Here is a 14,324-nt window from a genome sequence, read left to right on the forward strand (position 1 = left end):
CACGGCCCTATTAAAGTTAATCAAATTGCTATATTTTGCGGCTTCACCACTGCCACCTGCTGCAGCATCTCCTCATTGAGCTCTATGGAATTGCCCGGATATTCTACTACGCAGTCACACAGCGCCGTGAAATCCTCCAGGGTTCCCAGAACGTCATAGCCGAAGGATTCACCACGGTAGTGCATGGGAATGGTGACTCTCGGCTGGATCTGGTCAATAAGAGCCTTGGCCTGGGCAGCATCGATGGTATAAAAGCCGCCGACCGGGATCATGACTGCATCGAGTCCTTTTAGCTGTTCGGTCTGCTCTGGTTCAAGCTCGCATCCAAGATCTCCCAGATGCGCCACGCGGTAGCTTCCGTCATCGAAGATACGGATGCAGTTTGTGCCCCGCTTCGTGCCCTGTGCCTCGTCATGCCAGGTGTGGATCTCTGTGACCGTAAATGGCGATGGAGCGCTGTCCTGTTTCAAGGTTACAGTCTCTCTCCCATTGTGGTCACTGTGCTCGTGGCTGCAGAATACGGCATCTGCCCTTTCCCGCACCGGTGCAAGCCCCGGCACATAGTTATCCTCGTACGGGTCCAGAATGAGCGTGTAACCGTTTGATTCCAGCTTAAAGCAAGAATGTCCAATCCATGTTAATTTCATAGTGCTTTCCCTCCTGTTTATTTTATTTTATCTCAGATACTCCGCCAGCTCGTACACGCGCTCCTGAGTCAGCTCTGCCTCTTTCAGATTCTCCGCAGATATCCGGCCGGTTCCTCCTGCCCATTCCTTGCCAACAGCTTCGACCTGTTTTTGCTTCTCAGCAACCCATCTGCGCTCCTCCTGCGTAACATGCCGGACCTCAAGCCTTAGGCTTCTGCCGTTTTTTTCTTAAACATTCCCGTCAGCTTCTCCACATACGGTTTTGTCCACGGGATGTTTCCAAGCAATACCCATGCAATACAGATGACCAACAGAATGGTCTGCCAGTGGCCGAAGGTTGTCATGAGCGGGTGATCCGATGAAGATGCCAGGGAAACTGCCTGACGGAAGTTGGAATCCATCATCTGTCCCAGCACCATGGCAAGGATCAGCGGAGCGACCGGATAGTCGAACCGGCGCATCAAAAAGCCGATCAGTCCAAAGGCAAACATCAGCGCCACGTCGAACAGGCGGTTATTGCAGGCGAAGGATCCGATCACGCAGAGGCTGGTTACCACCGGGATCATAACATTTTTCGGAATCGTGATGACACGGCTGATATGCGGTGCCACTAAAAGTCCCAGAAGAAGCAATGCGAAGCAGGCAATGATGCCGGCCACCAGGATCGCGTGGAATGCCTCCGGATTTTTCCGGATGAACATCGGGCCTGGCTGCAGTCCGTGTACATAGAACACGGATAGGATAATGGCCGTTACAGCATCGCCCGGAACTGCCAGGGTCAGCATCGGGATGAGTGCACCGCCGATGCAGGCATTGTTTGAGGACTCGCTGGCCATAATACCCTCTACTGCGCCCTCTCCAAACGGAACTTCCGGATTTTTCACGATCCGCTTTGCCTCATTGTACGCAATAAACGATGCCACCGGACCGCCTGCGCCAGGCAGGGCACCTACCAGCATGCCGATCGTAGAGGTATACAGGGAAAGCTTCCAGTGCTTCAGCACCTCTTTTAAACTAACTTTTGTTTTTTCCATGGACAGGACATTCTGTTCCTGCCCCAGATTGTATACAACACTTAAAACCTCCGCAAAGCCAAAGAAACCGACCAGCGCCGGTACCGTGCTGATACCGCCTGCCAGGTTCTGGATTCCAAAGGTCAGCCGCTTGGTTCCCATCAGCGGGTCCAGACCGATCATGCTGATGATCAGGCCAAGCATAACGCTGACCAGGCCCTTTGCATAATTTTTGGTGCTGACCGAACCGACGGTCACCAGACCAAAAAGTGCCAGCAGGAAGTAATCCATCTTGGTGAATTTGATGGCAATGGCCGATACCGGCTCAGCTAAAAGTCCCAGTGCGATAAAACCGAAAACACTTCCCAGGAAGGAATAAATAGTCGCAGTGAACAATGCCTTATAGGACTGTCCTTTTTTCGACATCGGGTAACCGTCCAGTGTTGTTACGACAGAGGACGGTGCACCCGGAATGTTGATCAGGATTGCGGATACTGCTCCGGAGAACACACCGACTACGTAAACACCCATGATCATTGCCAGGGCATCGGAATGATCCCAGGTGTAGGTGATGGATACTAAAAGTGCGGTTGCCATAGATACGGAAAGACCCGGAATGGCACCGACAAACAGGCCCGCCACAGATCCCAAAAGGACCATAAGGAGGAACCGCAGATCTACGATGGATAACATTTCTAACATCTGTTTTCTCTCCTTTCTTTACTATGGCAGCATCACATGCAGGCATGTGCGGAATGCAATACTTAAAAACAGGGAGGTTCCAAGCGGGACCAGGACCAGAACCGGCACCTTGCGCACACCCATAAATGCCATCATGGCGATCAGGAATACGACCGTTGCCACCTCAAAAATGGAGATGGTGATGCTTAGGGACAGGATACCGATGGTCACACGCGGAATGGAAACCTCTGCAAGGACCAGATAATACAGGCAGCAAAGAACCAGCACAACCAGAATGCTAAGCAGCTTGCCGCGGGACTTTGTGCTGCCCGCCATTTTTGCGGCAGCAGCATTCTGATCTCCCGTGTTTTGTGCCGCACCGCCCTGTGTTCCTGCTCTCTGGCTCTCACTGTTTTGTGCCGCACCATTCTGCACTGCAGCACTTCCAGCCGCTGCCCGCTTCATGACAAGGACTCCCTGGCCCATGATCCAGACAGAAAGTCCGACCAGCGCCGCGCCAACTAAGGCCGGGAACAGGTATGGAGACTGGCTCCATGCTTTGTTAAAGGATTTTGCATAGGACATAAGAGAATACGAGAGCAGCAAAATGCCGCTCCCGCAAAATAAGATTCCCTCTGCAATTAAAGAAGGTACTTTGTTTTTCATGGATTACTCCTCAATTCTTGCAATGCCGAACTCTTCCGGGCTCTTCTCTGCAACGCCGTTGTCATACTGCATCCAGCAGATTACAGATTTCCAGTTGTCGTAAAATTCTTTAATAGAAGCATCGTCGGTGTATTTCTCAAATACCGGATCTGCCGCATTCTGCTTTACAAAATCAGTCCACTCCGGATCTGCGAATACCTTCTTGGCAGCTGCCTTTAATACGTCAACAACCTCCTGCGGAGTATCATTGTTTACAACGAAGCTTAACAGGGTGTACGGGATATTTAAGTATTTCTCGGACTCCGGAACCACCTCAGTGAATGCCGGGATATCCGGGTATGCTTCCATTCTCTCGTTGGAGAATACTGCTAACGGTTTTACGTCGCCGCTTTCGATGTAACCGCCCAGAGTAGAGATGTTCGGGTTGGTGAAGTCTACCTGTCCGCCGATCACGCCAAGTAATGCATCGTTACCGGAATCGAAGCTGGTCATTGCTACGTCGTAGCCAAGCTCTTTTAATACAAGACCCTGATTGTGGCCGCTTCCGCCAGGGCCGGAATGGGACATGGTCACTTTTCCAGGATTTGCCTTGATATCATCGAGCAGGTCTTCCAGAGTGTTGTACTTGGAATCCTTGCCAACGACCAGAACCTTCGGGTCACCGACTAACGGGGAGATAACAGTGAAATCCTCGTAATCCAGGTCGCAGATGTTCATGGTGCGGTAGGTACCCATAGTCTCTGCGCAGACTAACAGGGTGTAGCCGTCAGACGGCTGCTCTTTTACGGACTGGCAGCCGATGGAACCGGATGCGCCGCCCTGGTTGGTCACGGTGATGGACTGTCCTAAATATTTTTCAAGAAGGGCTGCAAGCTTTCTGCCCCACACATCGGTGGTTCCGCCTGCTCCGTAAGGAATGATCATGTTGATCGGTTTGGTCGGGTAATCTGCAGTTGCCACCAGATCGCTGTCTGCTGCTGTCTCGCTGCTCTCTGCTGCAGTGGTCTCTGCGGTAGTCTCTGCTGCTTTTGTTGTCTCGGATGTGGATACGGAAACGCTGCATGCTGTCATGGACAGGCACATTGCGGCAGCCGTAGCCAGTGCAATGATTTTTCTCATAGTTACTACACTCCTCTTTTTCTACGTTCTTCCCCAGAGCACGGTGCGCTTCGCCATAAGCGCTGCGGATCCGGCAGCACCGGATTCCGAAAGCCCAATGGCCATTTTACGCCATGCAGTGCTAATCCAGATTATAACACAGGAAAAGACAGGATTCAATACAAAGCTTTTGCGAGTTAAAGTTTTAAATCATAACAGTTAGTTATGGCAGTTATTCCAGTTCAGGAAATCCCAGCCAGCGAACCAGTGCCAGTGTCCGCGAAATAATCCGGGATTGTGTTCTTTCTATAAAAATGTTATGATTCTGGTATTGACTCTGAATAAAGTGAGGAATCGCAACATGATAACAAAACCTGTTTTTCTGTGCGGATATACCAGCAGTGGAAAAACAACCGTAGGAAAAGAACTTGCAAAGCAGCTTGGTGTTCCTTTCTTCGATACGGACACACTGCTTGAGGAGCAGACCGGGCAGACCCCCCAGCAGCTCTTTGCCGAAAAGGGCGAGGCCTGTTTCCGTGATCTGGAGCATGAAATCGCCCGGCAGGCTTCCTGCTATCCACCCTGTGTCATCTCCACAGGCGGCGGCATGCTGGCCTCGGAACGCAATGGAAAGCTTCTCTCCGAAGCCGGCACCATCATTTATTTAAACCGCCCCTTCGAAGACTGCTACCGCAGCCTCATGCAGACTCCTGAGCGGCCGCTCATCAAGAACAATACCAAAGAAGAACTGCGGGAACGCTACGAAAAGCGTGCCGTGTCCTACCAGACCTACGCAGACTTTACGGTTAAAAATGACCGCACACCGCAGCAGACAGCAAAACGGATCCTGGCGCTGCTGGGCACGCATGCGTGAACAGTAACCAATTCTGGGATTACGTCAGCAGCATGCAGATTTTATGCTTGCATTTTTGTCACAGGCATACTATAATACGCTTTAACGCGCCAACGTGTGAATTCATTTGTGTCGCTGAACTTAAACGTGCACAGATCATTGCTTATCCACACGCATCAGACACAACCGCATTTTTACAGCACATTATTTACAAAACGAGGAGAAAATTATGGCATTCGAATTTATAAACAAGCTGCCGACCCCGGCAGAGATCAAAGAACAGTTCCCGCTTCCGGCGGAATTCGTAGCACGCAAGGCAGAGCGCGATGAGGAAGTCAAAAAAGTCATCAGCGGCGAGAGCGACAAATTTCTGGTCATCATCGGACCGTGCTCTGCAGACAACGAGGATGCAGTGCTGGATTACACCAGCCGCCTGATCAATGTCCAGGAAAAGACCAAGGACCGCCTGCTGATCGTACCGCGTGTTTACACCAACAAGCCGCGTACCACCGGTGATGGCTACAAGGGCATGCTCCACCAGCCGGACCCGGAAAAACGCCCGAGCATGGCAGAGGGACTTCATGCGATCCGTCATCTGCATATGCGTGTCTTAAAGGAGACCGGATTCTCCACCGCAGATGAGATGCTTTACCCGGATAACGTCAGCTACTTAGACGATATCATGTCCTACATCGCAGTCGGTGCCCGTTCCGTAGAAAACCAGCAGCACCGCCTGGTATCCAGCGGCTGCCACGTTCCGGTTGGCATGAAAAACCCGACCAGCGGTGACTTATCCGTTATGATGAACTCCGTCCAGGCCGGCCAGCACAGCCACGAATTCATTATGCGTGACTGGGAGGTAAAGACCGACGGCAACCCGTACACCCACACCATCCTGCGCGGTGCAGTCAGCAAGCACGGCCAGTGCCTGCCGAACTACCATTACGAGGATCTGATGCTGCTCCACGAGCTGTATGCAAAACGCGATCTGGTCAATCCGGCCTGCATCGTAGATGCAAACCACTCCAACTCCAACAAGCAGTACATGGAGCAGATCCGTATCGTCAAGGAGATCCTGCACAGCCGCAGACATTCCGCTGACTTAAACAAGCTGGTTAAGGGTGTCATGATTGAAAGCTACATCGAGCCAGGCAACCAGAAGATCGGCGAGCACTGCTACGGAAAATCTATCACTGACCCATGTCTTGGCTGGGAGGATTCCGAGCATCTGCTGTACGAGATCGCAGAGCAGGTATAAAAAAACGGGAGAAGCTGCATCCGCAACAGCTTCTCCCGTTTTTTATTGCTTTATTTTTATTACTTCATTTTGTCACTTCTTATTACTGCTCCAATTCCTTCCAGTTCACGATATGCCCCGGCACTTCTCCTTTTGCGACCTTCTCGATATCATCCCAGATCATACCATAACCGCGGCGGAAGCTGCTTCCTGTAATGCCTCCGATATGCGGGCTGAATACGATCCGGTCCAGAATCTCCCTCGGCCAGGAAAGCATCGGGTGATCCTTCTGCACTGGCTCATGATCTAAGGTATCCAGACCAGCCATGGCAATGGTTCCGTTTTCCAGAGCTTCCAGCAATGCCTCATCGTCCACCAGCTCGCCACGGGATGTATTAATGAAATAACTGCCCTTCCGGCATTTTCCGAAGAACTCCCGGTTGCACATACCAGTCGTTTCCTGCGTAACCGGAAGATGCAGGCTCAGCATATCACAGGTCTTAAGCAGCTCGTCCATAGGAAGATAGCGGACCTGATACTCCTTCTCTTCTTCTGCCGTTAAGCGGTGGCGTTTTGTATAATAAACCTCAACACCAAAACCCTGAAGCATTCTGGCAGTTGCCTTGCCGATCGCGCCAAAGCCGATCAGGCCAGCCTTACAGTCTGCCAGCTCCATCAGGCTTCCGGCTCCCATATAAGCCATCTTTACATCCATCTGGTTTCCATCGCGCACGGCAGCATCCCCGGATACTACATTTTTGACCACGCCAAGCATCAGAAGAAGCGTCTGCTCTGCCACTGCCTTGGCATTCATCCCTGCACAGTTGCAGACATAAATCCCCCGTTTTCCTGCGGCAGCCAGGTCGATCCGGTTAAAGGCAACACCTTCCGAATGGATCAGCTTTAAGTCTGGCAGCTTTTCGATCAGCTTTTCCGAAATCTCCGTGATCGCGTCTACAATGATCATCTCTGCATCCGGTGCCAGCCCTGCATAGGCTTCATCTGTCAGGCCAAGCGGTGCATTGACAACCTCTGCGCTCTCTGTAAACGGCGTTTTCTTTGTGTAATTCTCCACATTGTTCACATTGCCGATATGTAATATCTTCATGGCGTTCTTGTTCCTCCCCGTATTATCATTTTTGCAGATTCATTTCCGAAATCCGTTTATTAATTGAAACTGGAGTATAGCTTCCCGGCCTCAAGCGTCTTTCCTTTTGCTGCCGCCATCTGGCTCACGGTCACCATCTGGAAGCCACGTTTGTGAAGCTCCGGCACAATACGCAAAACTGCATCTCCGGTCGAAGCGTAAAGCTCATGCATCAGGATGATATCTCCGTCTTTGACATGGTTCAACACGGCAGCTACCGTCTTGTCCGCATTTCTGGTCTTCCAGTCGAGTGTATCCACATTCCACTGGATCATCGGCATTCCGGCATTTGCCATTACGGTTGCGTTATGGTTTCCACCCGGGAGACGAAGCAGGGTCGGGCGGACACCACAGGCTGCCTGGATCGCATCATTTCCCTGGTTGACCTGCGCCTGGATCTGTGCTGCACCAAGTTTCTGCAGGTATTTGTGGTTCATGGTATGGTTTGCCACCTCGTGGCCCTCTGCTACCATGCGCTGCACCTCTGTCTTGTAGGAGCCAACACGGTCACCCACCATAAAGAAGGTTGCCTTTCCGCCATACTGCGCCAGACAATCCATAATGCGGTTTCCAACAGACGGCTGCGGTCCGTCATCGAAAGTCAGGGCCACCATCGGTCTGGACGGGTCTACGGTTCCTGCCTGCTGCGCTGCAGCCTGTCCCGCGTCCGCCGCCTGGGCTGCGTCCTGCGCCGCCTTCTCCTCCGGCAGTACCGGTGTCACCGGGTCACTCTTAATGCCGCCAGGTCCCTCCGGGATGCCGGTCACCTCACCTGCAGAAACCGGCGCAGAAGATGCACCATTGTCTGCTGTTGCCGGCGCTGCGGTCTGGTTTTGTCCGGATACGATGGTCGGGGACTGCTGTAAGTTGGCGCTGTCTGACTGCTGAGCTGTCTCTGCTGCAGTCGGTGCCTGGCTCGCTGCGTTTGCCTGTGTCGGTGCCTGATTTGATGCTGCCGTTTGGTTATCGTTGCCAGCCGGTGCCTCTCCCGCAACAACGCCGGATGACTGAACTGCCTCCTGTGCTGCCTCCTCCGGAGTCTGCACACTCTGATTTACGCCTGCAGTAACCACCGGCGCTGCATATGCAGGCTGCGCTGCAAGTAAAAAGCTGAGGGCCGCCCCCAGTGTGATCCATTTTTTGAGTTTCATTTTCCCATTCCTCCCCTATCTTCTTGTATCATAATTATTCAGCTGCATCACTGCTGTCTTATCTGAGTTCTATCTTAATCGAAATTCACTACTGAGGCAACCATTTCACCTGCTTTGTAATGAATTATTAAGACTTTGCAAAAAACAGGGCATTCCGCAATATCACGGAATGCCCCTGGCAAAAATGGGATTTCACTATTAGATTATTTCTGCGGATGCAAAGCACCTTCACTCTTTGCTACCACAACTGCTGCCGCTGCGTCACCGACAATATTCGGAATAACACGGGCCATATTCAGAATACGGTCGATTCCGGCTAACAGACCGATCGTCTCTAACGGAAGGTTTACCGCATTCAGAACGATTGTCATCATGACGAGACCGGATCCCGGGATTCCTGCTGTACCGACAGATGCCAGGACTGCAGTCACCATAACCATGATCTGCTGGGTTACAGTGAGTTCGATGCCGAATACCTGGGATGCGAAAATAACTGCAACTGCCTCGTAAATTGCCGTACCATTCATGTTCATGACTGCGCCGAAGGGAATGACGAAGTCTGCGATCTTATCATCGACACCAAGTGCCTTGGTACATTTTAAGTTCAGAGGAATGGTTGCTACACTGGAGCAGGTTGCGAATACGAACAGAATTGCTTCTTTCATGGTGCCAAAGAATTTCACCGGGCTGATGCCGCCGTAAAGCCCAACCATCAGACCTCCCTGCACGATGATCGTAAACAGCGCACAGGTCAGATAACATGCTCCGATGGTCTTAATATAAGGAAGAAGGACATCCATGCCGTACTTTCCGACGATGTTTGCCATCAGACCAAATACCCCATACGGAGTAAATTCCAGAACAATGTTGGTAATTTCTTTCCATGCTTCGGTCCATGCGCGGAAGAAATCCAGTACCGGAGCCCCCTTGTCTCCCAGTTTGATGAGAGAGAATCCCAGCAGAAGAGCAAAGAAAATGATCTGCAGCAGGTTCTGCTCACTTAAGGAATTGAATGGGTTGGTCGGAATGATGTTCATCAGCGTGTCTGCTATGCTCGGGATTTCCTTTGCATCATAAGCTGCCTGCGTTTCCATGACAAATCCCGCACCGATCTGCATCACGTTGCAAAGTACCAGGCCAATGGCTACCGCTACAGCAGTACCGCCAAGGAAGATTGCCAGCGTCTTTCCGCCAATCTTACCAAGTGTCTTGAAATCTTTCACATCGGCTGCTGCACAGATTAGAAGTCCCAGAACCAGCGGCGCAACTACCATAGTCAGAAGTCTTGTCAGGATGGTTCCCAGAAATGCAAGTTTCGTTGCGGATTCGCCCAAAATGACACCTGCTGCGATTCCCAATGCAAAACCAATCATGATTTTTGTAAAAAGACTTAATTTGTTCCACATCTTAATCGGATTCATCGCATTTTCTCCGCCTTCCTAGACAAACCGGCATACATGGTCTACTGCGATATCAGAAAAACCATATGCCTCTGCTTTTGTCATTTTTCCATTGCAAACCTGATTGATCTCTTCTAACAGCATTTTTCCGCTCTCCTGAATCGTAGCGGTTCCATCCATAATGCCGCTTAAGTCGACATCCATATTGTCTTCCATCATCTGATAGGTCCGTTTGTTTGCGGTCACCTTCAATACCGGAGCAATCGCATTTCCGGTTGGGGTTCCGCGTCCGGTCGTGAAGACAACGCAGGCACATCCTGCTGCTACCATGGATGTTACGGAAGAAATATCATAACCTGCCGTATCCATAACGATAGCGCCGTGCTTCGTTGGGCGTTCTGCCTGCTCAAGCACTTCTACGATCGGTCTGGTACCGCCCTTGCGGATACAGCCCAGGCTCTTCTCATCCAGAGTAGAAAGACCGCCAGCCTTATTGCCTGGTGTCGGCTGTCCGGCACGGCAATCCTGACCTGCTGCCTTCAAATGTTTTTCATAATCTTCGCATACTTTGATGATCTGGTTATGGATTTCCGGAGTTGCCGCACGCTTTGCCAGCAGATGCTCACCGCCAATCCACTCAATCGACTCACTCATGATGGTGGAAGCACCAAGATCTACCAGAAGGTCGCTCAGTTCTCCTACTGCAGGGTTGGAAGCGATTCCGGAGGTTGCATCAGAACCGCCGCACTCGATTCCCATAAGCAGTTCGGAAATGTCACACTCCTCTTTCTGGACAAGCGCTGCCTGTGCAGCCATATCTCTTGCAGCACGCACTGCTTTTTCAATGGTCTTTAAGGTGCCGCCCTCTTCCTGGATACCAAACGATACCACCGGTTTGTCGGTCATGGCCTGAATTTTTTCTCTCAATTCTTTATGCGGAACAGTCTCACAGCCCAGTCCGATGATCACAACTCCGTATACGTTCGGGTTGCAGGCAAAACCGGTCAGAACTTTCTGCGACATTGCCGTGTTTGCAGCAACATCGGAGCAGCCCGTGTTAAACACAATGTTAACGGCTCCTCTTACCTGACTAGCCACAATGCGGCTGGATTCACTTCCGCAGGCACAAGCCGGTAAAATTAATACATGATTTCGAATTCCTACACGTCCATCTGAACGACGATAACCCATAAATTTCATAACTTTCCTCCTAATTTTTATGCCTCCGGCACATACTCACTTTCATAATCACGCGGAACACTGTAAATATTTTTGTGATCTACCAGGCAGCCTTTTCCGATCGGAGACATTGCTTTTCCGATCAGCTCTCCATATTTATAAATTTCTGCCTCCTTCGCAACTTCCTCCAGTGCGATCTTATGTCCGAATGGGATATTTTCTTTCGCATCCACATTCAGGAACGCATCTCCATTTCGGTAGCAAACCGTTTCGCCAGCCGCAACATCCCGCACGCAGGTCACTACGTTGTCTTTGGGATCCAGCATAATTGCATCAATCTTCATCTCGACTCCTATTCTCCGAATTATCCGGTTTTGACACAATATGATGTTGGGTTCAAAAATTGTCTTGTGCACAAGCTTCCAACGGATTTCCAATCTTTTTGCCCCTGATACCATCATCGTTTTGTGTCAGGTTTTTATTTTTTCTGTTGTCCTTATTATAAGTTCGCGCTATAATTAAATCAAATTTATCGTTTTTATTTTATTATAAATCAATTTTATACGAGGTATCTTATGCAGCAGGAAATGAAATATATCTATACCGTATATCAGAAAGGCAGCTTCTCCAAAGCCGCTGAATCCCTTTACATGACCCAGCCCGCCCTCAGTATTTCCATCCAGAAAGTAGAAACTGAGATCGGCATGCCTTTATTTAACCGCGACAAAAAGCCTCTGGAATTAACAGAGGCTGGAAAACTTTATATTGAAAAAATCCGTCAGATCATGCACCTGGAAAACGAATTGGCCCAACAGCTTGGAGACCTGACGTCTCTTAAAACCGGCAATCTGCGTGTCGGAGGATCCCATTATTTTAATTCTTATATTCTGCCTCCGGTCATTGCAGATTTCAAAAAAAAATGGCCCGGCATCGATCTGCAGCTGACCGAAGCCGGGTCCAATGAACTTTTGGATATGCTGAAAGAAGATCTGATCGACCTGACCTTTAACTGTACACCAGATCCTCATGATAAATTACGCCGGGTTCCAGGTTTCAAAGACACGATTCTCCTGGCTGTCTCTACCCGTTTTCCAGTCAACGACCACTTAAGAAAGGCTGCGCTTACCACCAGCGATATTCTTTCCCACCGTTATCTGGAAGAAAATTGTCCGGCTGTCACGATGGAAGCATTTGCTGATACCCCATTTATTTTACTCTCTCCCGGAAACAACCTGTACAGCCGCTCCCAGATTCTTTTTCAGGAAGCAGGCGTTATACCTCCGGTTGCCATGCAGGTTTCCCAGCTGGTCACCGCTTACCACCTGGCGCAGTCCGGAATCGGAGCTACCCTCATCAGCGACTGGATGGTTATTGGAAAACACCCGGAAATGGTGTACTACAAAATTGATTCTCCGCTTGCATCCCGTGTCTTTGATATTGTAACTCCGGGAAAAAACTATCTTTCCAATGCGCAGAAGGCTTTTATTGCGCTGTTCCAGGAATATTACAAAAATTCACTATTGTAAGATCACTTTTTTCCCGCGATAATACGTATTTCCTTCTTCATCTTTCGTAAACTGGCACAAAAACTGGTCATAGGAGATCCAGCTTTCCTCTGGATAATTGGCATGGACCATATTTGACACCACACCAGCCACCAGCATCGGAATGCCCTGCTCATTTGGGAAAGAATACCAGGTGATGGGGCAATCCGACCAACTTTCCACTCTGGAAACATCCAGATGCCTGCTCTTAATCTTTTCCATGAATGCAATGCGCATACTTGGTGCCGGTGAAAACGGCAATTCCGGATCTTCCTGATGCGAAGCACATAAAAAATCCTGGTCTCCGTAAATCCACATTGTCGGAACGGTCCGGCTGCCCGGCTGATAATTCGTTTTCGTGATATCGTTTGAACGCAAAGCAGACCATGGCGCCACTGCAGTAAAAATATCTCCGGCTGCATAGCCAAGCACATCGCTCATCATCCCGCCGCTGGACTGTCCCATGGCATAGACACGACTCTGGTCGATGCCATAGCGGGTCTGGATATCTGCATAAATCTCCCGGATAAATTTCACATCGTCGATCGACTTTCCCTGATATTCCCCGCACCAAAGCAGCACATTTCTTAATCCATGCTCTTTTTGCTGGTAAATTCCAGCCTGTGGGATTACGGCAATAAACTGTCGTTCTTCTGCAAGAGCGGAAATTCCACTCAGGTCAAAGAAGGTTTCTGCGGTACCTCCGCGTCCATGAAATACAAAAACAAGCGGCCATGTTTTATCCGGTGTGCAGCTGGACGGCACATATTCATACCAGGTACGCATGATGCCGTCCACCTTCTTTTCCCATTTCACTGCCCCGCAGGCAATCGGGTCTTTGAAATAACGCAGACACTTTCTGCCCTGTCCTCTGTGACGACGTGCCAGGCCAATATACTCCCATGCCTGTTCTATGTGCTTCACGGAAAAATCTTCTGTTCCAACTGCAACCCGGACCTGCGCAATATACTCTTCATTCACCTCACTGCGGACCCTGACCGGAGTCGGAGCCCAGATTTCATCTGCCCCACCTCCGGACAATGCGATTCCGGTCACGTGATTTTGCTCTTTCCAGTATGCGATCGCAGAACAATTCTCCCGGCTGTTTCGTTCTGATATCCGCATCCAGACCGGAAGCTGCGCCCTCGTTCCCATGATTTTCAGTTCTACTTCGCCCTGGCTTTCCTCCCCATGCAATATCTGTGCATCCTGAGTAAGATTTCCATTCAGCTCGCCGAACGTCATCAGTCCGCTCCACTCACTGGCCATACGTTTTGCTGCCTGATGCGCTGCAAACGAAGCATCCCCGATTCCACAAAGATAAATATTATCCTGCATAGTAATGTAAAAGTCTCTCGCCTGGATCGTCACATAAATCGCATTCAGATAATCTGCATCACTTCCGTCCGGATTCCAATGATCCTCCGGATAAGCCACATGCAGAAACAGCTGTTTTTCCTCTGCAAAATCTTTTAAACCAGAAGTTTCCAGATATGCTTCCGGATGCACCCCGGAAGGAATTGCGGTTACCAGACATGGCTGACAGTATTCCAGATTTTCCGGAATATACGTGAGAAATCTGCGCGGTGTGCCATGAACCAGCGTATGCTCTTCAAATAAACCATGGACCAGCGTCCGATTTGGATGCATCAGATCTACCTCAAGATCTGCCATGCAGGAAGGAAATGTTTTTGCTTCCATATTTCTT

General features: G+C 50.2%; 13 protein-coding genes. 3 read left to right on the forward strand and 10 right to left on the reverse strand.

The annotated features are described in order from the left end of the window. Positions 1-20: 20 nt before the first annotated feature. The 4 genes from DW922_RS00005 to DW922_RS00020 form a co-directional block, all read right to left on the reverse strand. On the reverse strand, positions 21-647 hold the full coding sequence (locus tag DW922_RS00005; RefSeq protein WP_118725404.1) for an MBL fold metallo-hydrolase: 627 nt from the start codon (positions 645-647) through the stop codon (positions 21-23). A 206-nt stretch (positions 648-853) separates the two neighbouring features. Further along, positions 854-2,362, reverse strand: coding sequence for a tripartite tricarboxylate transporter permease (locus DW922_RS00010; protein ID WP_118725405.1), 1,509 nt, complete (start codon positions 2,360-2,362; stop codon positions 854-856). 21 nt (positions 2,363-2,383) lie between these two features. Continuing rightward, positions 2,384-3,007: a tripartite tricarboxylate transporter TctB family protein gene (locus DW922_RS00015; protein ID WP_118725406.1), complete on the reverse strand. Its 624-nt coding sequence runs from the start codon at positions 3,005-3,007 to the stop codon at positions 2,384-2,386. Between the two features lie 3 nt (positions 3,008-3,010). Next, on the reverse strand, positions 3,011-4,126 hold the full coding sequence (locus DW922_RS00020) for a tripartite tricarboxylate transporter substrate binding protein (protein WP_118725407.1): 1,116 nt from the start codon (positions 4,124-4,126) through the stop codon (positions 3,011-3,013). Between the two features lie 340 nt (positions 4,127-4,466). On the opposite strand from DW922_RS00020, the gene DW922_RS00025 reads away from it, so the two are divergent. Next, complete coding sequence (locus tag DW922_RS00025; protein ID WP_195714962.1) at positions 4,467-4,979, forward strand: shikimate kinase; 513 nt, start codon at positions 4,467-4,469, stop codon at positions 4,977-4,979. A gap of 208 nt (positions 4,980-5,187) precedes the next feature. Then, positions 5,188-6,216 carry a 3-deoxy-7-phosphoheptulonate synthase gene (locus DW922_RS00030; RefSeq protein WP_118725409.1) on the forward strand — a complete coding sequence of 343 codons (1,029 nt, stop codon included), beginning with the start codon at positions 5,188-5,190 and terminating at the stop codon, positions 6,214-6,216. A gap of 82 nt (positions 6,217-6,298) precedes the next feature. On the opposite strand, the gene DW922_RS00035 is transcribed toward DW922_RS00030, so the two are convergent. From DW922_RS00035 to DW922_RS00055, 5 genes are all read right to left on the reverse strand, one after another. Continuing rightward, complete coding sequence (locus tag DW922_RS00035) at positions 6,299-7,303, reverse strand: NAD(P)-dependent oxidoreductase (RefSeq protein WP_118725410.1); 1,005 nt, start codon at positions 7,301-7,303, stop codon at positions 6,299-6,301. 59 nt (positions 7,304-7,362) lie between these two features. After that, positions 7,363-8,493: a polysaccharide deacetylase family protein gene (locus DW922_RS17530; protein ID WP_195714963.1), complete on the reverse strand. Its 1,131-nt coding sequence runs from the start codon at positions 8,491-8,493 to the stop codon at positions 7,363-7,365. A 203-nt stretch (positions 8,494-8,696) separates the two neighbouring features. Next, positions 8,697-9,914, reverse strand: coding sequence for a dicarboxylate/amino acid:cation symporter (locus tag DW922_RS00045; RefSeq protein ID WP_118725411.1), 1,218 nt, complete (start codon positions 9,912-9,914; stop codon positions 8,697-8,699). Positions 9,915-9,932: 18 nt separating this feature from the next. Further along, a complete protein-coding gene (locus DW922_RS00050) occupies positions 9,933-11,093 on the reverse strand; it encodes a UxaA family hydrolase (RefSeq protein ID WP_118706679.1) in 1,161 nt (386 codons plus the stop codon). 17 nt (positions 11,094-11,110) lie between these two features. Beyond that, positions 11,111-11,416, reverse strand: a complete 306-nt coding sequence (locus DW922_RS00055) for a UxaA family hydrolase (protein WP_118718230.1) — start codon at positions 11,414-11,416, stop codon at positions 11,111-11,113. Between the two features lie 231 nt (positions 11,417-11,647). On the opposite strand from DW922_RS00055, the gene DW922_RS00060 reads away from it, so the two are divergent. Next, positions 11,648-12,598 (forward strand): LysR family transcriptional regulator, encoded by a 951-nt coding sequence (locus tag DW922_RS00060; protein WP_118718231.1) that lies wholly within the window; start codon positions 11,648-11,650, stop codon positions 12,596-12,598. Here DW922_RS00060 and DW922_RS00065 read toward each other — a convergent pair. Further along, entirely contained in the window at positions 12,590-14,317 is a 1,728-nt protein-coding gene (locus DW922_RS00065) for a PHB depolymerase family esterase (protein ID WP_118725412.1), read from the reverse strand. The genes DW922_RS00060 and DW922_RS00065 overlap by 9 nt on opposite strands. Positions 14,318-14,324: the final 7 nt, after the last annotated feature.

Source organism: Clostridium sp. AM42-4 (assembly GCF_003480105.1).
GTDB lineage: Bacteria > Bacillota > Clostridia > Lachnospirales > Lachnospiraceae > Brotaphodocola.

Excerpts from the sequence above, each read along its gene's own strand:
- DW922_RS00005 (WP_118725404.1), bottom strand. The coding sequence starts at position 647 with ATGAAATTAACATGGATTGGACATTCTTGCTTTAAGCTGGAATCAAAC.
- DW922_RS00010 (WP_118725405.1), bottom strand. The coding sequence starts at position 2,362 with ATGTTAGAAATGTTATCCATCGTAGATCTGCGGTTCCTCCTTATGGTC.
- DW922_RS00015 (WP_118725406.1), bottom strand. The coding sequence starts at position 3,007 with ATGAAAAACAAAGTACCTTCTTTAATTGCAGAGGGAATCTTATTTTGC.
- DW922_RS00020 (WP_118725407.1), bottom strand. The coding sequence starts at position 4,126 with ATGAGAAAAATCATTGCACTGGCTACGGCTGCCGCAATGTGCCTGTCC.
- DW922_RS00025 (WP_195714962.1), top strand. The coding sequence starts at position 4,467 with ATGATAACAAAACCTGTTTTTCTGTGCGGATATACCAGCAGTGGAAAA.
- DW922_RS00030 (WP_118725409.1), top strand. The coding sequence starts at position 5,188 with ATGGCATTCGAATTTATAAACAAGCTGCCGACCCCGGCAGAGATCAAA.
- DW922_RS00035 (WP_118725410.1), bottom strand. The coding sequence starts at position 7,303 with ATGAAGATATTACATATCGGCAATGTGAACAATGTGGAGAATTACACA.
- DW922_RS17530 (WP_195714963.1), bottom strand. The coding sequence starts at position 8,493 with ATGAAACTCAAAAAATGGATCACACTGGGGGCGGCCCTCAGCTTTTTA.
- DW922_RS00045 (WP_118725411.1), bottom strand. The coding sequence starts at position 9,914 with ATGAATCCGATTAAGATGTGGAACAAATTAAGTCTTTTTACAAAAATC.
- DW922_RS00050 (WP_118706679.1), bottom strand. The coding sequence starts at position 11,093 with ATGAAATTTATGGGTTATCGTCGTTCAGATGGACGTGTAGGAATTCGA.
- DW922_RS00055 (WP_118718230.1), bottom strand. The coding sequence starts at position 11,416 with ATGAAGATTGATGCAATTATGCTGGATCCCAAAGACAACGTAGTGACC.
- DW922_RS00060 (WP_118718231.1), top strand. The coding sequence starts at position 11,648 with ATGCAGCAGGAAATGAAATATATCTATACCGTATATCAGAAAGGCAGC.
- DW922_RS00065 (WP_118725412.1), bottom strand. The coding sequence starts at position 14,317 with ATGGAAGCAAAAACATTTCCTTCCTGCATGGCAGATCTTGAGGTAGAT.